Consider the following 21,642-nt stretch of genomic DNA (forward strand, 5'->3'; position numbering starts at 1 on the left):
ATAGGCTGATCCTTATGAAGTCAAGTTACTCCAACACCCACTCCGCCAACTTCCCCGTCACCTGTGTCATCAACACATTCTCGACATCTCGCGCACCCGCCGCACTGCATTTGGCGAGCACCGCTTTAACAATTCCCGAATCAAACTCGAACTGTTTGCCCGTCGCCGCTTTATAGCGGCCACGCAATTTCTCCAGCTTCGCCAGCACAATCCCTTCCAGCGTTGCCTCATCCAGTGGTCGATAGGCAACCACGGTCATGCGTGCCAGAAACGCCGGGCGGAACGCTTGCAGCAAGACTTTATGCAGTGCCTCGTTGAAGGCCTCACTGCCGAGTTGTGCCACGGGTGTATCCAGTAAAAGCTCAGCACCGACGTTGCTGGTGGCCAGCATCACAGTGTTCTTGAAGTCCACCACCAACCCGGTGCCGTCCTCCATCAAACCCTTATCGAAGACGTTGTAAAACGCCTCCAGCACATCCGGATGGGCCTTTTCGATTTCATCGAGCAGCACCACCGAGTACGGTTTACGCCGCACCGCTTCAGTCAACACGCCACCACTGCCATACCCGACATAACCGGGCGGGGCGCCTTTGAGTTGGCTAACGGTGTGAGCCTCCTGATATTCCGAGAGATTGATGCTGATCAGATTGCGTTCGCCGCCGTACAACGCGTCGGCCAGTGCATAAGCCGTTTCGGTTTTACCGACACCGGTAGGGCCGACCAGCAGGAACACCCCGACCGGTTTTTGCGGATCGGTCAGCCCGGCGCGATAGGCCTGCAAGCGCTGGGCGATGGTATTGAGCGCGGTGCTTTGGCCCATCACTCGTTGGCCCATGCGTTGTCCCAGAGTGCGCACGGCGTGGGCCTCGTCGGCGAGCATTTTGCCGACCGGAATACCCGTCCATCCGGCAATCACAGCGGCGACGGTTTTCGCATCGACCTGTTCGGGCACCAGCGGATCGTCCTGGCGGATCGCATCGAGTCCGGCCTCAAGGCGCAGCAGTTCGGCGGCCAGATGATCGATGCGGCTGTCGGTGGCTTCATCGGGTTTGTCACTGTCGGCGCGCTCGCTCAGGTCGAGCAGTTCGCGGCGGGTGTCGAGCAGTTCACGCACGGCCACGCGCTCTTCACCCCAGCGGGTTTCCAGTTCGCGGATCGCCTGCACATTGCCGGTGGATTCGCTTTCCAGCAGGGTGATGCGCTCGCGATGATCAAGGCCGGTGGCCTGCTCCCGGCGCAGGCGTTCAACTTCATCCTTGAGACTGTTCTGCCGATGGCGCAGGCTCTCCAGCGGCGGCGGCACGTCATGCTGACCGAGGGCAACCCGGGCGCACGCGGTGTCGAGCACGCTGATGGCTTTGTCCGGCAACTGGCGACCGGAGATGTAACGGTGCGAGAGTTTCACCGCTTCATGGATCGCTGCGTCGAGCACTTGTACGCCGTGGTGCTGTTCGAGTTTGGCGGCGACACCACGGAGCATTTCCACGGCAGTGATTTCGTCCGGCTCTTCAACTTGTACAAGCTGGAAGCGGCGGGCGAGGGCCGGGTCTTTCTCGAAGTATTTTTTGTATTCCATCCACGTTGTTGCGGCGAGGGTACGCAACTCGCCACGGGCCAGCGCCGGTTTGAGCAAGTTGGCTGCATCGCTGCCGCCCTCGGCACCGCCGGCGCCGATCAATGTATGGGCTTCATCGATGAACAGGATGATCGGTTTGTCGGCATTGCGTACCGCGTCGATCACGCCTTTGAGCCGCTGTTCGAACTCGCCCTTGACCCCGGCGCCGGCCTGCAAAAGACCGAGGTCGAGCACCCGCAGACTGACTTCCTGCAGCGACGGCGGCACATCCCCGGCGGCGATGCGCAGGGCCAGGCCTTCGACCACGGCGGTTTTACCCACGCCCGGTGCGCCGACCAGAATCGGGTTGTTCTGTCGTCGCCTTAACAGAATGTCGATGCACTGACGGATCTCGCCGTCGCGGCCTACGATCGGATCAATGCGTCCGGCGTGGGCATCGGCGGTCAGATCCTGGGTGTATTGGTCCAGCACCGCGTCCTGCCGTGGCGCGGGATTGCCAGAAGAAACAGAGCGCGCACCGACATGTTCACGAGATTTTTCCGTCCACTCCAGCAGATTCGCACGCAGGGCCTCCTTGGGAATTCGCAGTAACGAGGACGCACTGTTAAGCAATAAACTGCGGCGCTCGTCGCGGTCTATCAACGCCAGCAAGAGCAGCCCGGAACGAATGCTGTCGATCCCCAGCACACTGGCCTGCACCACCGCATCTTCCAGTAACCCCAACGTGTGCGAAGACAGTGCCGGCGTGCGCGTGCTGCCAGACTTGAACAGCTCCAGAGCCTTGTTGATTTCCGCCGTCAGCGCATCACGTTCCAACCCGAATCGTGGCAACAGAAAGGCAAAATCACCGCCCTCGATGTCGAGCAATTCCAGCAGCAAATGCTCGATTTCGACAAAGTGATGCCCGCGTTGCAAGCAGCGTTGCGCGGCGCGTTCGAGGGCGCGGCGGTTGTCCGGGTTAAGGCGTCCGATCAGGCTGGCCAATTCCATTTCAGGTGATCTCCAGCTGACGAAGACGGGTTTCAATGCGCTGCACGGCGAGGCTGGCCTGACGTTGCAAACCGCCGTTCCAGCTCACCAGTGCCGGCGCCTGACGACTGAGTTTCATCGGCCCGGCACCGCGTATCAGCAGCACCAGCGTCACATCCAGGTCCGGGCCGAAATACAGCGCGGCAAGGCTGGCCAGTGCCGGATGGGCCTCGCCGTCCGGCAGGAAACGCCCGGCCTGCGCCGAGGGCAGGGGCCCGAGCGTGAGGCGAATGCCGGCGTGTTCATCCCACACTCGTGTACCCGCGACGGCGCTGCGCCCCAATTGCAGATTGCGCCCGCCGGGCTTGATGACGCTGCGGCTCGTGGGCGGAATCTCGCGCCATGCGCCTTCGTAGGCACTCAGCTCGACCGGCACGGCAAACTGCTCGCGCACAATCGCGGCGAACCCGGCCAGCGAGCGGCGGCCATCGGCGAATAACGCCGTGCAGGCCAGCACTGCGCAGTCGGGAACCGCCTGGCGTTCTTGCAGAGACTTGGGTAGCAATCCGGTCAGCGCACGCAGTTGCGCCTGCACCGGCGACGCGCCCGGTGTGACAAAGCCGAGGGCGATGCGGTGTTTGCGCATCACCTTGTAGAGCAAACTGAGCAGGCGATGCTGGAACAGATCGAGAAACTCCGCCGGCGCATGATCCTTGGCCCGTGCCCGCTGTTGCAGCCATTCCTGATAAGCGTAGGGCAGGGGGCCGTCGGGGCCGCCGAGGCCGAAGATCGGTGTATCGAGGGTCAGCGGTTCGCCCGGTTGTTCGTGCAGGCTTTCGATCTGGCTGGCGGCGAACATCGGCGTCAGTGGGCCGCGCAGTTTCAGCGCTTCCGCTTGCGGTGCGGTGCCGCTGCCCAAGGATTGGGCTTGCGGTTGCTCGCGCTCGAGCAGCAGCAACGCCTGCAACCACTCGAACGCTTGCGGATCGCGGCGCAGACGCTGGCTCAGGGTCAGAGCGACAGGGGCATGCCGGCTTGGGGTTGCCATGCCTTGATCTCCTTGTCTTGCTGCATCAGCACTGTGCGCACAAAGCGATTGGCCGTGGCGTACACCGAAAAGAACTGTGCCAGCACCGCCGAAAAAAGTACCGCGCTGCTACCGACAAAATGCTGTGAATCGAGCTGCAATTGCACTTCAAGACCATTGCGCCAACCGCGCCACGCATCGACGCCGACATGGCCGATTACCCGTTCGCAACTCAGACTCAACAGGCCGTCGATCTGGCGCAAAGCGCTGCTTTCATCGCGCAGGTTATGCAGATGCAGGATCTCCTTGAGGGCATCGAGCGCCTGCGCCCCTTCGACCAGTGACAGATGATTGAGGGTCAATTGCGACACCAGCCGCCAGCGCGAATCACCGTCCAGGCGTGGCAAGCTCTGCGGGCTCGGCGGGTTGCGCAGACGCGCCCAGGCCACCGGGCCGGGGCGCTCGAAACCTAGCGGTGTGCCGGCGGGCAGGCTCTGCGCAAGGTGCCGATTGGTGCATAGCAATTCGGCGGTCAGGCTGTAATCGGGCAGATCGGTTTGCGGTTCGAAACGGGTATCGACCACGCTCACCAACAGATCGCTGCCGAGCCGGTTCGGGGTCATGCCGCTGACTCGCCGGGCATGCCAGTAACGTTGTTGATCGCCGCCGCTGTGCTGACTGCCGTAATAGGCGGGCAGGCGCTGCACGCCGGCTCTGGAACTGGCGCGCATGCCACGAATGCTGTGGATTTCGACGCTGTTCTCGCGATGGCTGTCGGCGATCAGACGGTACTCGCTTCGCGTGCCGTCCGGGCGCAGGGGCTCGGAGGTACGCGGGAACAGGTTGATCACAGGCGCGCAACCGAGAGCGATGTCACTGGCCTGCAAATGCAAGCGACTGGCCGGCGCACGGTCGAAAACGATGTACAGATACAGCGTCTGACTGTCACTGGCGACACCGTCCAGTGGCAGATCGAAAAAGTGGAATTTGTCCGGGAAGGCGAAGTACTCGGCCAGCAGACGCATGCCCGGATGTACGCCGTCTTCATCGGGCAACATGACTTCGTCATCGCTGAAACCGACAATTTTCGGCAAGCCTTTCAATGCAATCGGCACACTGCCCGGCGACCCTGCCAGCACCTGCACCGCATGGGCGCCGAGCAGGTCGTAAAGGCAGGCATTGACCACCGGCGATGCGGCCAGGTGGATGCGCAATTGCTCGATCTTAAGTTCCGACCACTGGCTTTCGCCCAGGCAGCGCAGGCTCAGGCGCAATGCCGAGCGCGATTGCGCGACACCGGTCAGCGCCTGCGCTTCATCACTGCCGAGCAACAGCGCTTCGCTCACTTCGATCGGCCACAGACACACGGCGGCCGAGGTACGAAAGTGGATGCTCTCGCCTTTGCTGGTGGTCACGAACAGTGGCGTGTCGCGGGGCAGGGGATAACCCTCGTCGAGTTTGCCTTTGCTCGGGTCTGGTTCGAACTGGACAATCGCGCAGGACGGCAGCGGGCGCATGGCCAATGGATAAAGCTGCTCAAGCAGCGCATCGCTGAACTCGGCGTAATCGTCATCGAGCCGTCGTTGCAGACGCGCCGCCAGCAGGGCGAAACCTTCGAGCAAACGTTCGACATGCGGGTCGGGGCATTCGCCGGGGGACAGTTGCAGACGCCGCGCGACTTTCGGATAGCGCTCGGCAAACTGGCCGCCAGCATGCCGCAGCCAGGTCAACTCCCGTTGGTAGTAGTCGAGCAGTTGCGGGTCAATCGAGTCGCTCATGACGCACCTCCAGCCCCTGGCCGCCGGGCTCGATGACAAATGCCACCGGCCAGTGCTGCTCGCCGCTGCGCAACTCGCCGACCAGGCGAATGCTCATTTTCTGCGGTTGCTCGGGCAGGGGATTGACCTGAACTTCGCCCAGTTTCAGGCGTGGTTCGAAATGGGTGATGGCTTCGCGGATGTCCCGCGCCAGCCGACGGCGGTCATCGCTGCGTTGTTGTTGCAGGGCACTCCAGTCGGCGATGCCGTAGTCGATTACGCTGGGTGGGTCAGTCAGTGCGCGCGGGCCACGGCGGGTGTTGAACAGGCGTCCGAGCTCGGCGTGCACCGAGTCGAGCAAGTCCTGCCGATCGAACTCCCGCGTGCTCTCGGTCTCGCTGGAGGCGAGGCGTTCGAACAGCGGCGGGAGCATACCGGTGCCTGCCATGGCCGTCGCGCCGGGTTAGCTGACGAGCTTGTTGGCGGCCATGTCCCACGTCGACGCGGCGGTGCCTTCCTTGGTGCCGTCGTCTTTCTGCGCGGTGAGTTCCCATTTGATCTTGGTGAAGTTCAGCGAAACGGTTTCCACCGGTTTGCCCCCGGTACCCCCGCTGACGCTGACGTTCGACAGCACCACGTTGGTCAGGGTGTAGACGATGAACGGCATCAATTGTCCGCTGCCTTCGGCGGCGTTACGCCCGATGGTGATGATGGCTTCGGGGATCGGTTTGCCGGCGCAGCAGTATTCGTTGAGGGACGGTGTCGAGCTGTCAATGAACTTGGTCACGGTGAATTCGCCGACGTGGGGTTTGCCGGAGGTTCGCTCCGAGTTGCTGACGTCGTTGGTCACTTGCATTGCCACGTTGTGGCTGTAGGACATGACTTCGATCTTGTCCGCGAAGCCCTCGAGCAGGCTGTCGCCTTTGATGTCGCCGCCGAGGTCGAGAATGATTGCATCCATCGCTTGGAACTCCTGAAAGGTGTCGCGCTAGATAAGGGAACAGCCCCCGCCGCACGTCGGCGGGGGCGAGCAGGTCAAGCCGCTACCGGTGGCGGCAGGGTCGCTACCAGGCGGATCGACGCCGTCAGTTCCTCAAGCTGAAAGTGCGGCCGCAGGAACACCGTGGCGCGATAGGCGCCCGGCTTGCCGGCGACTTCGGTAACGTCCACCCTGGCTTCGCGCAACGGGTACTGCGCCTTGATCTCCTGCGGCGCGTTGTCGTTGATCAGCACGTAATCGGCGATCCAGTTGTTGAGGTAGGTCTGCACGTTGTCGCGGGTCATGAAACTGCCGACCTTGTCGCGCATGATCACCTTCAGGTAATGGGCGAATCGCGAGGCGGCAAGCACGTACGGCAACATCGCCGAGATCCGCGCGTTGGCGTTGGCTTCGTTGGTGTTGTAAACCTTGGACTTGTTGGTGGTCTGGCCGCCAAAGAACACGGCGACATCGCTGTTTTTCTTGTGGCACAGAGCGATGAAACCGAGGTCGTTGAGCTCTTTTTCGCGGCGGTCGGTGATCGCCACTTCAGTCGGACATTTGAGCGACAAATCGCCAGAGCTGGTGCGGAAGGTATGCGCCGGCAGGCCTTCGACCGCGCCGCCGCCTTCAGCCCCGCGGATTGCCGCGCACCAGCCGTACTTGGCGAATGCTTCGGTAATGCGCTGCGACAGTGCCCACGCGGCGTTGCCCCACAGGTATTTGCTGTGGTCGGTGCCGTTGACGTCTTCGACATAATTGATGCCTTCCACCGGCGACGTGTCCGGGCCGTACGGCAGGCGCAGGAGGAAGTGCGGCAGCACCAGCGACACATAGCGCGAATCTTCGCTCTCACGGAACGAGCGCCACTTGATCAACTCCTGGCTCTCGAAGACTTTCGACAGGTCACGCGGTACGGCCAGTTCGGTGAAGCTGTTCATGTCGAACAGGCGCGGGCTGGCGGCGGCAATGAACGGCGCGTGGGCCGCGGCGGCGACGTTCGACAGTTTCTCCAGCAGGCCGATGTCCTGCGGATGCCGACCGAACGTGTAGTCACCCACCAGCAGGCTGAACGGGTGGCCACCAAAGGTGCCGTATTCTTCTTCGTAGATTTTCTTGAACAGCGCGCTTTGGTCAAATTCGACAGCTTTTTCCAGGTCGTTCTGCAGTTCCTTCTGCGTGACATTGAGCAAGCGCAGTTTCAGTCGCGTGCTGGTCTCGGTGTTCTGAACCAGCAGGTGCAGGCCACGCCATGACGCTTCGAGTTTTTGCAGATCGGGGTGGTGCAGCACTTCGTTGAGCTGGGCGCTGATCAGCTCGTCAATCTGGCTGATGCGGTCGTTGATCATCGCCACAGTGTCCTTGTCGATGGCCATGCCTTCGTCAAGCACCTGAGTGGCGAATTCCGCGAGCATGTCGCGGGCGTAATCCTGCTGACTGTCATCGTGGGCCATACGGCCGTCGAGAATGATCTGGTCGAGCAGTGAAAGTGTCTCGGTTGTACTGTCGCTGGCTTGATTCTTGGCGGCGGCGGGCATGACGAATTCTCCCCTCGGTTAATTGGACAATCAGGCTTGCGGTTCGGCCGGGGCCTCAGCATCAGCTGCCGGGGTAGCGGTGTCTGGGCGAGCCGATTTGATTTCCTGCAAGCCTTCGGTGTTGGCGATCACGTCACGCAACAGCTTGTCCAGGTCATCGTTGCCGTCGAGTTTGGTCAGCAGGTCACGCAGGCGCTGACGGGCCTCGAACAGACGACGCAGCGGTGTGACTTGCTCCACCACCTTGACCGGGTCGAAGTCATCGATGTGTTTGAAATTGAGTTCGATGTTGAGCTTGCTGTCGTCGCCACTGAGGGTGTTGTTGACCTGCAGCGTTGCGCGTGGAGCGATCGAGGCGAGCACGTCGTTGAAGTTGTCTCGGTCGATTTCGGTAAAACGCCGTTCAGTCAGTTTTGCCAATGGCTCAAGCGGCTTGCCGGAGAGGTCGGCGAGGATCCCGACCACCAGCGGCAATTCCTTTTTCTCGATGGCGTTGCCGATTTCGACGTCGTAAGTGATTTGCACTCGGGGCGGGCGCACCCGGTCGAGCTTGTGCTGAGTACTTTCTGCCATGACGGCGGACTCCGATGCGATGAGCGGGCGCAATGCATCGGGGAGGCCCGTTCATCGCTTTCCCTTGCTGGACCGTAGGTTAGAAAGGGAGGCAGATGACCTGTCGTTCCTTTGACAAACCTTCTTGATTCGGCTGTAGGAACCGAACTACCCAAGACGCTAGAACAGGTCTATAAAAAAGCAAGCGAAAACATTTTTCGACACATCCGCGAAAAGGAAATTCATTGTGTCAGGACGACTTTTTCTAACGTTGGCTTTTGCGCTGCTGGCGGGCTGCTCTTTCTTTGGGCCGAAGGTGGACCTCGACAGCCTGACCCTCGACGTCGCCCCCAAGGCGAATGACGACACGCCGATTGCCGTGGACTTCATTGCCGTCAACGACCCTGACCTGCTCAAGCAACTGTCCGGCATCAGCGCCAGCCAGTGGTTTGCCGGGCGCGAGCAGTACCAGCGCGACTATCGTCAGTTGATGAGCGTGTGGGGACTGGAGCTGGTGCCGGGGCAATTCATCGATCGCCAACCCTTCCCCTTGGAGGGCAAGAAGGCGGCTGGACTTTTGGTCTTCGCCAGCTATAACACACCCGGAGCACACCGATTACGCCTCGATGATCAGCGCGAGGCATGGCTGAAATTCGACAGTCGCGAGATGAATCTGGTCAGCCGGGAAAACTGAAAAACACCGCTCGCCGCCGGCTTGCGGCAGGGTCGAAAGGAGTCGTATGAGTCTGCTACCTGACGCGGTTTGCTGGCACGAAGGCATGCAATTGCTGCCGCAGCATTTTCAGTTGCAGGGGCTGCGCGCCGAAGCGCTCGGCGCGCATCTGGCGCAAGCCTGCAATCCGTGGTTCTGGGGCGTCAGTCATATGGAGTTCGACCCTTCGGCGCTGAGCGCCGGGGTGGTGCGGGTGTTGTCGTTGCAAGGCACGATGCCCGACGGTTTGCCGGTGGATTTGCAGGCCGGTGTCGGGCCGACGCTGGAACTGGACGTCAGCGCGGCGATCGACACCACCGACGATGCCACCGTCACCGTGTTTCTGGCGATCAGCCCGATGTGGCGCGCCGGGCAACTGCTGCCGCTCAAGGGGCGGATGCAATCAGTGGTCGGCGATGCCTTACCCGATCTCACCAGCGGCGAATTCCCCGAATCGATCACGGTCTGGCGACCTAATCCACGTCTGTGTACGCAACTGAACAAGGCCGACTCGATCTGCCTGCCCCTGCTGAAAATCCGCAAGGAGGGCGGCGGGTTTCTGCCGTTGTCCTACACACCGCCGACACCGATCCTGTTGCCGGAATCCGCACTCGCTCGGCGCATCGCCGGGCTCTGCGCGCGGGCGCGGGAGAAGTGCCTGTTTCTCGGCGGTCGCTTGCGTCAGGCGCAACAGGCCGGTAACCAGGACGATGCGCTGGAAATCCGCCGTCAGTTGACCGCGTTGTGGGCTTGTCTGCCGGAAGTCGAAGGCACGCTGAACAGCCGCATCGCTCATCCGCAAACCCTGTATGTGCAGTTGCTCGGCATGGCCGGTGCGTGGGCGGCGCTCGATCCGCTGGCCGGCGTGCCGGCGTTTGCGCCGCTGGATTTCCTTGAGTTGCAGCGCGGCTATGACGCGGTATTGCAATGGCTGGAAACCACCCTCGAACTGATCCGTGCCGGTTATCGCAGCCTGCCGTTCGAACGCGGCGAGCAGAGCTTTTCGATCCAGTTGCCGGACGAGCAGCCCAGTCAGCGCCTGGTCATCGGCCTGCGCATGCCCAACGGTGCCAGCGAGCAAGCCGCGCTCGACTGGTTGCGCGGCGCGATCATCGCTTCGGCGCCGCACATTGCCTTGCTCAGTCGTCAGCGCATGAGCGGTTTGACGCACCAGGCCATGAGCCGCAACGAGCAGGTGGCCTACAGCGTCGGCGATGACACGCGACTGTTTGTGATCACTGCCGAAGGCGCGTGGTTCGACGCGCAATTGCCGCTGGTGATCGCCGCACCGGCCGCGAAGCTGACCAGCAGTCCGTGGCAAGTGGTGCTGTTTGTCGCCCAGAACAGTGAAAGTGCCTGACCACACAAGGAACGCCGTATGTCGCAAGGAAGTGCCGCAAGCCTGTGCCTGCAGGACGCACCGTTGAGCAGCGCGTTCCGCCAGACGTGGCAGCAATGGCAGCAGGACTGGTTGCAGTTGCCCAAGGACAGCGAGGACGAAGCGGCGCTGGTCGAGACTGTGGTCGAGTTGTCTACCCAGGCTTCACAACGCTTGTGGCGCACCGCGTATTCGCGGGTCGGTGACTCGGCAACCGAACAGGTCAAGGCACTGGTCTATGCGTTCGTTGCGCTCGTCGACGAAACCCTGCTCTTCACGCCGTGGCCGGGGCAGGGCGCCTGGCAGGATAAGCCGCTGGAATCGCGCCTGTACTCCAGCCGTCAGGCCGGCGAGCAACTGCCGGCGGCGATTCAAACCCTTCTCGACGAACAACAACCGACCACCCGCGATCTGGCCAACGTGTATTTACAGTGCCTGATTCTCGGTTTCCACGGCCGTCTGCGCGGTGAACACAGCCAGGCGCAACTGGAAAAATGGCGGCTGGCGTTGTTCAACTTCGCTTGGCAAGACGAAGCCAACTACGCCGACGTCAGCCGCCGGTTGGTACAACCCTCGCTGGCCACACCGTTGCAGTTGCCGGTACGCACCGCGCTGCCGGATGGCTTGCGACTGACCCTGGGCATTCTCGCCATGGTGGTGTTGTTGACTGCGCTCGGGCATTGGTTGTGGCGTGACATCGGCCAGGAACTGGCGCCGGTATTGCAGAGCGACGATGTAGTCAGCGCGCCGGAGCAAGGCTCATGAGCCCACTGACGATCGTCGCATGGGTCGTCGCGTTGCTGTTGTTGCTGGTGATCATCGGCGTGGCAGTGTGGTGGTTGCGCACCCAGAGTGGCGCGGCGATCCGAAGTTTCTATGCGTCCGTGCGCCATATGGAGCGTGACCAGGGCAATCTTGACCGTTATCAGCTTCCATGGCTGCTGATGCTCGGCGACGAAGTGCAGGGCACACAACTGGTGACGGAATGGCGCCTGCAACCCACCGATAAACCGGCGTGGTTCGGGCGCTGGTGGTCGGACCCCGAAGGCGCGGTGCTGGTGGTGCCGCAGGCGTTGTTTCTGCCGGACGATGGCATGCATTTGCAGCGCGGCAGTTGGTGGCGGCTGCTGGGCCTGATCTTGCGGCTACGCAGCAAGCGGCCGCTGGACGCGGTGATTTGGACTGTACCGGCCAGTCGGCTGAGCAATCTTGAGCAAGCAACACAGTTGGGGCTGGCTGCTCGCCGGCGCTTCATCGACCTGCTGCAACGCTTCGGGCTCAGCGTACCAGTGTACGTGATTGTGACCGGGCTTGAGGAATTGCCGGGGTTTCAGGAACTGATCAGCGCCTTGCCGGAAGAGGCCCGCGAAGCCACTTTTGGCTGGTCTTCACCCTACGCGCGCGATGCCGTCTGGCAGGGTCAGTGGAGCGATCAGGCACTGGATCGCCTGCACCGGGCCGTGGCTGAGGCGGTGATCGAAATCGGCACCTTGTCCGGGCAGCTGAGTGCGGATCTGTATGCCTTGCCGGATCGTCTGGAGACCTTGCGTCGCGGTTTGCAGAACGTGCTGGAGCCGGTGTTTCAGGGCAATGCGCAAGGGGAAGCGCCGTGTTTTCGTGGCGTGTATTTCACCGCCAACGTGGCCGGTGAAGAGGCGCAGGACGGTTTTGCCGTGGACGACAGCGGCTTGCAGCGCAGCGCGTTTGCCCGGCAGTTGTGGCGCCAGCGCCTGGTCGGTGAGCGAGGTTTGGCGCACAGCGTGCCGCGCCTGTTGCGTCTGCGCCAGCGCTGGCAACGGCTGACCGCCGGGGTCGCGCTGGTGGTTGGAGTGGTCTGGGCGGTGGCGATGCTGTGGGTCTGGCACGCGTCGGTCAAGGATGCCCACGAACTGGCGCGGCAGATGCAAGGCGCGCAAAAGGGCTATGTGGCAATCAGCGATGAGGCGCAGCGGATCGACTCGACCCGGCGCAACGTGCAGACCTTCTGGCGGGTACTGGAACGCGCCCCGCACTGGAACTATGCCTCGCTGGTTTTCCCGACGTCTTGGTTTTCCTCGCTCGACAACCAAATCGAACAGGAAGTTTTGCAGTCCACTCAGCGCCATATGGTGGTGCCGCTGCATGACCTGCTGAACGCGGAACTGGCGCAGATCAAGGCGATCCGCAGCACCGACCGGCGCAGCAGTGTCGAAAGCGACGACCCGGCGCAGTGGCAGAACTATCTGAAGGCGACCGGTCTGGTGGATCGGGCGCTGCGATTGGAGCAGCAGAATCAGTTGTTCAATCAGGTGCAAAACAATCAGCGCGCTCCACTGGATGACTTGGTGCAACTGAGCAACAACGCGCTGTCGCTGAACCTCAACACCGGGACCTTGCCCTACGCGAACTTCTACAATCGGCTGCTGGTGGCGGACGAAGACGGCAGCTTGCAGGCGCTTGACCTGAGCGTCGACCGGCCGCTGATCGTCAGCAACTTTTCCGGATTGATGCAGCGCTGGCTGGATCAGTACTTCCTCGCCGACAACTTTGTCAGCAAGGCCGGCTACCTCAAATTGCACCTGGATCAACTGGAGGCCGGCAGTGGCAACAGCCTGCGCGATCTTGAAGACCTGACCGCGCTGGTCGACGATCTGCAAGCGGCGATTGCCCTGACCAATGCGACGTGGAGCCGTGGCAAGGGGCAGGAATTGGTGCCGGGTTATGGTGATTTCCTGGCCAAGGTGGGCAAGAGCACATTGTTGGGCGTGCAAGTCCAACAAGACCTCGACACGCAAGCGTCTCGCTTGCAGCAGAGTTTTCGCGATCAATGGATCGCCCAGATCGGCTCGCGGGACAACCTGTTGGTGCAGCAAGCCAGCGGGCAACTGGCCTTGCAAGATCAAGTGGTGAAGCTCGATAGCGCAATACAGGCGCTGTTCAAACGTGACTTCGTTTCAGTCGCCCTGCGTGCCAGCGAAGACAACGTCAATATGCAAGGCCAGACCGTGGACGGCGATGACCTCAATGAATCGCTGAAGTATTTCGCCGATTACAACAGCTACATCGCCGAAGAACTGCCACGTATTCCGCCGGATTATCGCGTTGCGGTGCTCAAGGCCGCCGAGCGCGCCGCCGCCGAGGCGATGTGGTTGAGCCTCAAGGATCACAACGATCAGGCGCATCCTTACGCCGTGTTCAACGTGCAGGCCGAGCAAGCCATGGCCCTGCAAAAGGCCTTCGTCGAGGTGCATCGCACGGACCTCGCCACGCGCCTGCAAACGGCCCTTAACCGCCGCGCCATGGCGCAAATTGTTGGTGGTCTGGATGAAGTCACCGCGCAACCGCTATTCGGCGGGCGTGCTGAAATCAGCCAGTGGGACGGCTCGAAAAACCTCGGTCTGGAACTGTTCGGTGCCAGCGATGTGCAGGATCTGAAACTGAGTCTCAAGCAGCAGTTCAACACCATGCTCGGTATCACTGAGCGGCGGACTTCGTCGTTGCAGTGGCTGATGACGCAGCAGCCCAATCTGTCGGCGCTGGACTATGAGCGCGTGACGCAGTTCAGTGCGCTCGCCGACGAACTGCGCAAATACAAGGAGGCCAACCCGGCCAGTCCGCCGGCACAGATCGAACAATTGGTCAGCCGTGACTTCATCGAGATGGACGTCAATTCCTGCCTGCAAATGTTGCAGACCGTCAACCTTGCGAGTGGACGCGGCACCTTGGCGATGCGCGCGGTGGAGCTGCAACAGGAGGCGATGCAGCGTTGCCAGACACTGCAAGTGCAACAGGCCGCCGCGGCGTGGAATGAACTGGCCAACTACTTCAATCAATACCTGGCCGATCGCTTCCCGTTTGCCAACGGCGTGCAGATGCAGGATGCCGATCCGGCGCGGGTTGAATATTTTCTGCAGTTGATCGACAAACGTCTGCCGGTCGCCCAGGCCGGCCTGGTCACCAACCAGACTCCGGAACGCCTGGCGGCGGCGGATTTTCTCAACCGCTTGAAGCAGGCCAGCACTTGGCTGACGCCGCTGTTCGTGCGCGACAAGAGCGGCATCCTCGGCGTCGAACTGGACGTGCGCTGGCGCACCGATCGCGATGATGAGCAGGGCGCCGATCAGGTGATTGCCTGGGGCCTGCTCGCCGGTAATCAACAGATCAACTACCCGGCCGCCGAGCAACCGAACCTGCGCTGGATGGTCGGCCAACCGATTCGTCTGACCCTGCGCTGGGCACGTAACGGCAAGGAGCGTCCGGTCAATGATCCGTTGCAACCGAACCTCGTGGTGCGTGATCTGGAAGCCGGTTGGGAGTACGGCGGGCCGTGGTCGTTGCTGCGCCTGATGCGCGCGCATTACTCGGTGCAGCGTCAGCCAAATGTGGATTACACCGATTTCCCGCTGACCTTGCGTTTGCCGGTAACCGGGGCGCCAGACAGCGTCACCAGCGAATTTACGCGGATGTTCGTGCGCCTGTCGCTGATGAGTCAGGGCTCGAAATTGCCCCTGTCGATTGCACCATTACCGACCCGCGCGCCACGCTCACCGTTTCAGGTAACTGGCAGCACCGCCGCCCTTGAATCGCAGAAGGAGGACTTGTGAGCCTGCCATCGACAACGTTACCGGACTTGATTGACCAGTTGCTCACGCCGATCAGCGCGGACGCACCGTGCGGCGTCGATCTGCGCTATGAACGTGAGTTCGACCAGTTGCGCGACCTGCGTCGTGAAGACGACGCCAGCCTGCCGACCGGCGTCTGGCAATCGACGCTCAAGCGCGCGAACTGGCCTGACGTCGAAAAACTCACCACGACTTTGTTGCTGGAACGCAGCAAGGACCTGATGCTCAGCGCCTGGCTCGGCGAAGCGTGGCTACACCTGCAAGCGCTGGACGGGCTGCCCGGCAGTCTGGCGCTGGTCGCCGGATTGTGTGAGCGCTTTCCCGAGCACCTGCACCCGCAGGCCGAGGACGGCGACCAGTCGTGGCGGGTGATTCCATTGGAATGGCTGGTGCGCCGGTACAGTGAAATATTGCTTACTCGGGTGCCGTTGTTCGGCAGCCGCAACAGCGATTTCGAGGCCTACACCCTGGAGGTCTGGCGGCGTTTGCAGGTTCAGCAGGTGCAGGCCAACGACAGCAAGAACGCCAAGACCTCGGCGGAAACCGCGCGCAATGAACAGAAAAAACTCAATGAGCAGATCCGCGCCACGCCGCTGGCGTTCTGGCTGCGTACCCAGGGCAATCTGCTGCTGAGCCTGCAACACCTGCAACGGCTGGACACTTGGAGCGATGCCTTTCTGGGGGCTCAGGCGCCGGGATTGCGTCCCTTGCAGGACACCATTCAGGCATTGCTGAAACTGGTCCAGGAGTTTATCGCCATGCACCCACAACAACCGGCACCGCCACCGCCGTTGGTCGAAGCACCCGTCGCCGTCGTGCAGCCAGAAGAACCCGCGCCGATAGCTTTGGCCTTTCGTGAGCCGGCCAATCGCGAAGAGGCGTATCGCCAACTGTTGTTGATCGCCGAATACCTCGCGCGCACCGAACCCCACAGTCCGGTGCCGTATCTGATCCGGCGCGGGGTCGAGTGGGGCAACAAACCGCTGAGCGAATTGCTCGGTGAGCTGATCAGCGCCGACGCAGAATCGCGGCGCTTATGGACGTTGCTCGGCGTACTTTAGTGAACGCGTTGGCTGCTGAGTTTTGGCGGTAACTGGATCGGCGTCAGCACCGGTTGCCCGGAAAAGAACGCCACCAGGTTTTCCCCCACCAGCTCCACCGTGGCTTGCGTGGCTTCCGGCGAGAGACCGGCAACGTGGGGCGTGAGCAGCACATTGCTCAGGGCTTTCAGCGCCTGCGGCACTTGCGGCTCATGGTCGAAGACATCCAGTGCGGCCCCGGCAATGCGCCGTTGCTCAAGCGCGCTGATCAGATCCGCCGTAGCAATCACACTGGCCCGGGCGATGTTGACGATGAAACCTGTCGGGCCGAGTGCATCGAGCACCGCACGGGTCACCAGATGCTGGGTGCCGATCCCGCCCGGTGTCGCAACTATCAGGAAGTCCGAGGCCCGCGCCAGTTCAGTCGGTGTCGAGCAAAACGCGTACGGCACATCGCTGCGCACCTGACGGCTGTGGTAGCTGACCTGCATGTCGAATCCGAGGTTGGCACGTTTGGCAATCGCCACGCCTACCGCACCGAGGCCGAGAATGCCCAGGCGTTTACCGGCCAGCGATGGTCGCATGATTTTCGGCCATTCGCCTCGACGCACGGCTGCATCGCAGCGCGGAATATCACGCACGAGCGCCAACAACATGGCCATCGCATGGTCAGCCACCGAAGACGCGTTGACCCCGGCGCCGTTGGTCACGATGATTCCGCGATCACTGACGGCTTGCAGATCGACCTGTTCGTAACCGGCACCGATCACGGTGATGATTTTCAGCGCGGGCAGGACGGCGATTTCGTCGGCGGTCAGCCCTAAAGGGCCACGGGTCAGCACCGCGTCGATGCGTGAGCCATGGGTAGCGATGGCTTGCGCACGCTCGGCAGGCGTGGGGGCGAGGATCAGGTGAAAGCCCTGATGCTCGAGAATCGGCAGGTAATCATTGATGGTTTCAACGAGTACCAGAACGGTTGCGGGCATTGCGTGGCTCCTGTGATCGTTGGCGTCGGCACATCAAAAGTGGTTCAGAGTGCTGATTCCGGGGCGGGTTGGCAATGGTCGTGGTTCACGCAGTGTGCTTTGAGTCTGGACGGCTTCAAGCAAGAAGCAAGGTTAGCAGCACACCGGCTATCCAGTGTGCTGCCAGGGTCATTGGGCTGTTTGCGCTTTGGTTTGTTCGGCCAGGGCAATCGGCTTGAAATCATAGGTCGGATAGAACTCAGTCCGGTAACTGCCCCACGCGGTGTTTTCCAGCGCGAGATTGACCTCCGCCAGTCGAGAGGCCGGGAAGCGCACGGTGACCACTTGCCCGATCCCCATCATGATGTTCCAGCTTATGACTTCGACCCCGGCCGGGGGGAATGTCTTGTAAAAGCCTTGTTGAGCCAGTTGAGCCTTGAGTTCACTCAATGGACGTGTCTGATCATGTTTCAGAAACACGGTCAGCATCATGGCGTTGTCTGCAGTGGCGACGGCATTTTTTGCCGGTTGGGTGGCGGCTTGTGCGCTGACGCCGGTGCAATAGACCGAAGAGATCAGCAACGTTGATATCAGCAGGGTTTTAACTGGATTTTGCATCGTGAGCTCCTGGTTTTATTGATTCAGAGCGGATCGGGTTTCGACTGTGCCGGTATAGGGTGCGTGAACGACATAGATACGTACGAGGGGTTTGTTCTCGACCATGCCGCGAGGCACTTCCCTGGAATAAGTGAATTCACGGTTATTCAATGTTTCCAGGCGCCTGACAATTGTCTTGGTCGGGCCGATATCGGGTACTAGAACGTGCTGCTTCTGATCGCCGGTAACAAAGAAAAAACCGCCGCCACCCGTGTTGTACTTGGACTCGCCCGTGTCGGTGTAAAAGAATTCATAACGATTACGCTCGGGATCCCACGTCGATATGCCAACGACGCCGGGGTACATCGCTTTGACGTCGGTTTCAGGGGCACCGTCGATATAGACCTTGGTGGTCAGCCATCGGGGTGAGGAGGCCAGTTGCCGGACATCGGCGTTGGCAAAGGTAGTGAATAATAGTGCGGCCAACAGCAGGCCGGTCATCGTTTTCGTTTTCATGCTGTTCCTCTTTATCAAACTTGAAAGTCGTTTGTTATTGGTTGTTCGAATTCAGAGCGTGGAAAATATAGACCTGATATGAAGGGGTCTTCAATGGTTGTGCAGTTGCTTGTAACAAATACGGGTTATTTGATTTTAAGTAATATTTTGTGGCGGTTTGTTTGGGTTGTGTAAGTTGTAGGAATATTCTGAAGTATTTAAGTTTGTGTATAAAGTTGTCGCTGTGTTCTGACATTTGCGTAACCGGTGAAACTAATTAACGACACAGTTTTGTAGGATGGCGAATGTGGTAACAAATTTCTGATTGACGCAGCCGCCCCAAGTGAAGTCGTGTCGACTTGCGGGGGCGGCTGCCTGGAACGTCGACTCGGCCGACCTCCCTGTCAATAATCGAGCGTGCGGCACAAATGGCTGTAGCGTTGTGGGGGGGCAATCAGGTTGCGTATTGGGCGACGCCGTTGCCGAATGACCAGTTTTCCTTCTTCACTTCCACCAGATTGATGAACACGTCCTCCAGGCGCACTGCCAGTTGCGTGTTGAGGCTTTCGGCGATGGTTTTGAACAGCAGTTGTTTCTTCTCCGAGGTGCGCCCTTCGCTGAGGGTGATCTGGATGAACACCACGCCGTCAGTGCGCGCTATGCCGAGGTATTGCGGGTCGTAGATCAAGTGCTGGCCGTCGTGTTCGGCGAGGACCTGAAAATTGTCGTGCTCTGGTACATCAATCGAACTGCGCAGTGCGGCGTAGATGAGTTCGCCGACGCGCTTGGCGAAGGTGGGGTCGGGGTTTCGTCTGATGTCGACGCGAACGAGGGGCATGGGCAGAGACTCCGTGGGGCAGGGGACTCATTCACGCTAGACCATTTTTGCCGGATTTGATGCATCCGGTGCCTGGGCGGACGCCATCGCTGGCAAGCCAGCTCCTACAGGGATTTATGCTTGGCTCACGATTGCGGCGAGATCATGACCGCGCCCTTCGGCCGCAATCGCCTGTACATGGCCAACCCGGCCGTCGGCAGCGAAGCCTTGCTGGCCGACGCCAGCGAAATCCTTGGCTTGGCCAACGTCATGCTTAACTACTTCGCCGCACTGCTTGAAGGCACTCACCGCCAAACGTTGCTGTGCATTGCGCAGAACGTGATGCTGGCCGAGTTGGCGGTCAATCAAGTGCTCGATAAATGGGTGCCGACGGAGTAGACCCAAGCGGCGGCGGGGCATTTGATCCCGCCGCCGTTTCTATTGCGGCTTTGTATGAGGCTGCCTACCCGACTTCCGGATTTTGCCTACAAATCCGCCGGATTCGTCCGCTATCCGGCAGGTGATGAATACGAAACCATGAAGCGGCACAAAAGCAGCTTGAGTAGTCACTGCCAACAGCCAAGGAAGGCGAATGCTTCAGGACGATCGGGAAAATCTGGAACTCGAGAGGCTCCAAAATGAAACGAGCAAACTCATCGCCGAGAGAAAAAAGCTTCTGGCGGAAGCAAAAAAACTAAACAGGGAAACGAATTTATACCCGCTCGCATTAGTAGGAGGTCTAGTGACTGCGATCGCTGCGGTAGCAGGTGTTTTTTTCAAGTTGTGAGTGTTCACGTTTCACCACAGTCAGACCCGTGACCTAAAAAGGAAAATCAAATATGAGCGCCTATGACCGCAAGGCCAGAATGGAAGAACTGGAACGAGAGCACGATGAGTGGGAGGAAAGAATGCACCTCAAGAACAAGGGCGATATGTATCCGATCTGGGGGATGCTCGGGTTCGGGATCTTTTGCATGTCACTTGGATTCATCCTGGCTCGATCAATCTGATCAAGTTATCCCGGCCAGAAGCGGCGCCGGTGCTTGCCGGAAAACGACACTTAACATGCCAGTAGCCGACAGCTATTTCACCAAAAACGACACCCATCAGATCTGCTCCGCACAACCATTCCTCAGCTAAGTCTTTGCTTCTGCTCATTTATCGCGGAGAATCGCGCCCCTGTTTCGGCCGGAGCATGTCTGTCGGTTTTTTCCGACGCGTCCTGACCGAGTGGCAAGTGACCGGAATGCGGAGATCCGACCGGATGAATGATCAGGCCAAAAGCGTTGATCAACGCTTTGATGCAGCAGCACCCGCTGAACTTTCGAGCTGGAATCGCCAGGACACCACCTGGATGTTGGGACTGTTTGGGACGGCCATCGGCGCCGGCACCCTGTATTTGCCGATCAACGCAGGATTGGGTGGCTTCTGGCCGCTGGTGATCCTCACGTTGCTGGCGTTCCCGATGACGTTCTTCGCACACCGTGGCCTGACCCGCTTCGTGCTCTCCGGTCGCGAAGGCGCCGACATCACGGATGTGGTCGAGGAGCATTTCGGCATCAAGGCCGGTGCATTAATCACGCTGCTGTACTTCTTCGCCATCTTCCCGATCCTGCTGATCTACAGCGTCGGCCTGACCAACACGGTCGCCAGCTTCCTCGAACATCAACTGCACATCACGCCACCACCAAGGGCGATTTTGTCGTTTGTGCTGATCCTCGGTCTGCTGGCGGTGGTGCGTTGCGGCGAGCAGGCGATCGTCAAGGCGATGAGCCTGATGGTCTATCCATTCATCGTCGCGCTGCTGTTTCTGGCGGTGTACCTGATTCCTCACTGGAACGGCGGCATCCTCGCCACCGCTTCGCAAGTGCCACCACCGTCGGTGTTGCTGCACACGCTCTGGCTGGCGATTCCGGTGATGGTGTTCTCGTTCAACCACTCGCCGATCATTTCGGCGTTTGCGGTGGATCAGAAGCGTCGTTATGGCGACAACGCTGACCAGCGCAGCTCACAGATTCTGTGCCGCGCCCACCTGTTGATGGTGGTGATGGTGTTGTTCTTCGTGTTCAGTTGCGTGCTGACCCTGTCGCCCGAGCAACTGGCGCAAGCGAAGGATCAGAACCTTTCGATCCTGTCGTACCTGGCTAACCACTTCAGCAACCCGACCATCGCTTTCGCGGCGCCGTTGATTGCGTTCGTGGCGATCTCCAAATCGTTCCTCGGTCACTACATCGGTGCCAGCGAAGGTCTGAAAGGCCTGATCATCAAGAGCGGCAAGCGCCCGGGCGCCAAGGCGCTGGATCGCATGGTGGCGGCGTTCATGCTGGTGATCTGCTGGATCGTCGCGACTCTGGACCCAAGCATTCTGGGCATGATCGAGACCATTGGTGGTCCGGTGATCGCAGCGATTCTGTTCCTGATGCCGATGTACGCGATTCGCAAAGTACCGGCAATGGCCCGTTTTCGTGGTCAGGCGTCGAACGTGTTTGTGACGGCTGTTGGTCTGGTGGCTATCTCGGCACTGGTTTACAAGCTGTCGCTGTAAAGCAAGCTCAAGAGATTGCAGCAACAGAGGCCGCTGCACACGATGTGTGCAGCGGCTTTTTTTCGTTTGTCTGGCGACCATCAGAGGTGATGTC

General features: G+C 60.4%; 20 protein-coding genes. 9 read left to right on the forward strand and 11 right to left on the reverse strand.

Annotation, left to right across the window (positions count from 1 at the left end; all coding sequences use genetic code 11):
- Positions 1-25: 25 nt before the first annotated feature.
- The 7 genes from tssH to tssB form a co-directional block, all read right to left on the reverse strand.
- Positions 26-2,566: a type VI secretion system ATPase TssH gene (gene tssH, locus PSH79_RS10835; protein WP_305442679.1), complete on the reverse strand. Its 2,541-nt coding sequence runs from the start codon at positions 2,564-2,566 to the stop codon at positions 26-28.
- 1 nt (position 2,567) lies between these two features.
- A complete protein-coding gene (tssG, locus tag PSH79_RS10840; RefSeq protein WP_305442681.1) occupies positions 2,568-3,593 on the reverse strand; it encodes a type VI secretion system baseplate subunit TssG in 1,026 nt (341 codons plus the stop codon).
- A complete protein-coding gene (gene tssF / locus PSH79_RS10845) occupies positions 3,557-5,350 on the reverse strand; it encodes a type VI secretion system baseplate subunit TssF (protein WP_305442683.1) in 1,794 nt (597 codons plus the stop codon). Before tssF ends, tssG begins: the two co-directional genes overlap by 37 nt.
- Positions 5,334-5,777, reverse strand: coding sequence for a type VI secretion system baseplate subunit TssE (gene tssE / locus PSH79_RS10850; RefSeq protein ID WP_305442685.1), 444 nt, complete (start codon positions 5,775-5,777; stop codon positions 5,334-5,336). Before tssE ends, tssF begins: the two co-directional genes overlap by 17 nt.
- A 15-nt stretch (positions 5,778-5,792) precedes the next feature.
- Positions 5,793-6,290, reverse strand: a complete 498-nt coding sequence (locus PSH79_RS10855) for an Hcp family type VI secretion system effector (protein ID WP_007911046.1) — start codon at positions 6,288-6,290, stop codon at positions 5,793-5,795.
- A 74-nt stretch (positions 6,291-6,364) separates the two neighbouring features.
- Positions 6,365-7,846 (reverse strand): type VI secretion system contractile sheath large subunit, encoded by a 1,482-nt coding sequence (gene tssC, locus PSH79_RS10860; RefSeq protein WP_305442688.1) that lies wholly within the window; start codon positions 7,844-7,846, stop codon positions 6,365-6,367.
- A 30-nt stretch (positions 7,847-7,876) separates the two neighbouring features.
- Complete coding sequence (tssB, locus tag PSH79_RS10865; RefSeq protein WP_187680240.1) at positions 7,877-8,419, reverse strand: type VI secretion system contractile sheath small subunit; 543 nt, start codon at positions 8,417-8,419, stop codon at positions 7,877-7,879.
- A gap of 226 nt (positions 8,420-8,645) precedes the next feature.
- On the opposite strand from tssB, the gene PSH79_RS10870 reads away from it, so the two are divergent.
- From PSH79_RS10870 to tssA, 5 genes are read left to right on the forward strand one after another with little or no spacing between them, the layout of a single operon-like run.
- Positions 8,646-9,092 carry a type VI secretion protein gene (locus tag PSH79_RS10870; protein ID WP_187680241.1) on the forward strand — a complete coding sequence of 149 codons (447 nt, stop codon included), beginning with the start codon at positions 8,646-8,648 and terminating at the stop codon, positions 9,090-9,092.
- A 46-nt stretch (positions 9,093-9,138) separates the two neighbouring features.
- Entirely contained in the window at positions 9,139-10,470 is a 1,332-nt protein-coding gene (gene tssK, locus PSH79_RS10875; RefSeq protein WP_305442690.1) for a type VI secretion system baseplate subunit TssK, read from the forward strand.
- Positions 10,471-10,488: 18 nt separating this feature from the next.
- Positions 10,489-11,253 carry a DotU/TssL family secretion system protein gene (locus tag PSH79_RS10880; protein ID WP_305442691.1) on the forward strand — a complete coding sequence of 255 codons (765 nt, stop codon included), beginning with the start codon at positions 10,489-10,491 and terminating at the stop codon, positions 11,251-11,253.
- Positions 11,250-15,071 carry a type VI secretion protein IcmF/TssM N-terminal domain-containing protein gene (locus PSH79_RS10885; RefSeq protein WP_305442693.1) on the forward strand — a complete coding sequence of 1,274 codons (3,822 nt, stop codon included), beginning with the start codon at positions 11,250-11,252 and terminating at the stop codon, positions 15,069-15,071. The genes PSH79_RS10880 and PSH79_RS10885 overlap by 4 nt, the downstream gene beginning before the upstream one ends.
- Complete coding sequence (tssA, locus tag PSH79_RS10890; RefSeq protein WP_305442695.1) at positions 15,068-16,150, forward strand: type VI secretion system protein TssA; 1,083 nt, start codon at positions 15,068-15,070, stop codon at positions 16,148-16,150. The genes PSH79_RS10885 and tssA overlap by 4 nt, the downstream gene beginning before the upstream one ends.
- Here tssA and PSH79_RS10895 read toward each other — a convergent pair.
- The 4 genes from PSH79_RS10895 to PSH79_RS10910 all read right to left on the reverse strand — a co-directional run bounded on the left by PSH79_RS10895 (position 16,147) and on the right by PSH79_RS10910 (position 19,024).
- Positions 16,147-17,115 (reverse strand): 2-hydroxyacid dehydrogenase, encoded by a 969-nt coding sequence (locus PSH79_RS10895; RefSeq protein ID WP_305442697.1) that lies wholly within the window; start codon positions 17,113-17,115, stop codon positions 16,147-16,149. The two genes, tssA and PSH79_RS10895, sit on opposite strands and share 4 nt — an antisense overlap.
- Positions 17,116-17,283: 168 nt before the next feature.
- The gene (locus tag PSH79_RS10900) at positions 17,284-17,712 is read right to left on the reverse strand and encodes a hypothetical protein (protein WP_305442699.1); all 429 of its coding nucleotides are present in this window, start codon (positions 17,710-17,712) and stop codon (positions 17,284-17,286) included.
- Between the two features lie 15 nt (positions 17,713-17,727).
- Complete coding sequence (locus PSH79_RS10905; protein ID WP_305442700.1) at positions 17,728-18,207, reverse strand: DUF4822 domain-containing protein; 480 nt, start codon at positions 18,205-18,207, stop codon at positions 17,728-17,730.
- A 433-nt stretch (positions 18,208-18,640) separates the two neighbouring features.
- On the reverse strand, positions 18,641-19,024 hold the full coding sequence (locus PSH79_RS10910; RefSeq protein WP_305442702.1) for a tautomerase family protein: 384 nt from the start codon (positions 19,022-19,024) through the stop codon (positions 18,641-18,643).
- 144 nt (positions 19,025-19,168) lie between these two features.
- Here PSH79_RS10910 and PSH79_RS10915 point away from each other — a divergent pair, with 144 nt between their 5' ends.
- The 4 genes from PSH79_RS10915 (at position 19,169) to PSH79_RS10930 (ending at position 21,548) form a co-directional block, all read left to right on the forward strand.
- Positions 19,169-19,402: a DUF6124 family protein gene (locus tag PSH79_RS10915; protein ID WP_370872623.1), complete on the forward strand. Its 234-nt coding sequence runs from the start codon at positions 19,169-19,171 to the stop codon at positions 19,400-19,402.
- A gap of 193 nt (positions 19,403-19,595) precedes the next feature.
- A complete protein-coding gene (locus PSH79_RS10920) occupies positions 19,596-19,790 on the forward strand; it encodes a hypothetical protein (protein ID WP_305442704.1) in 195 nt (64 codons plus the stop codon).
- Positions 19,791-19,842: 52 nt separating this feature from the next.
- The gene (locus PSH79_RS10925) at positions 19,843-20,013 is read left to right on the forward strand and encodes a hypothetical protein (RefSeq protein WP_305442705.1); all 171 of its coding nucleotides are present in this window, start codon (positions 19,843-19,845) and stop codon (positions 20,011-20,013) included.
- Between the two features lie 254 nt (positions 20,014-20,267).
- Positions 20,268-21,548 (forward strand): serine/threonine transporter, encoded by a 1,281-nt coding sequence (locus tag PSH79_RS10930; RefSeq protein WP_305442706.1) that lies wholly within the window; start codon positions 20,268-20,270, stop codon positions 21,546-21,548.
- The last annotated feature ends 94 nt before the right edge of the window (positions 21,549-21,642 follow it).

The organism is Pseudomonas sp. FP2196 (assembly GCF_030687715.1).
GTDB lineage: Bacteria > Pseudomonadota > Gammaproteobacteria > Pseudomonadales > Pseudomonadaceae > Aquipseudomonas.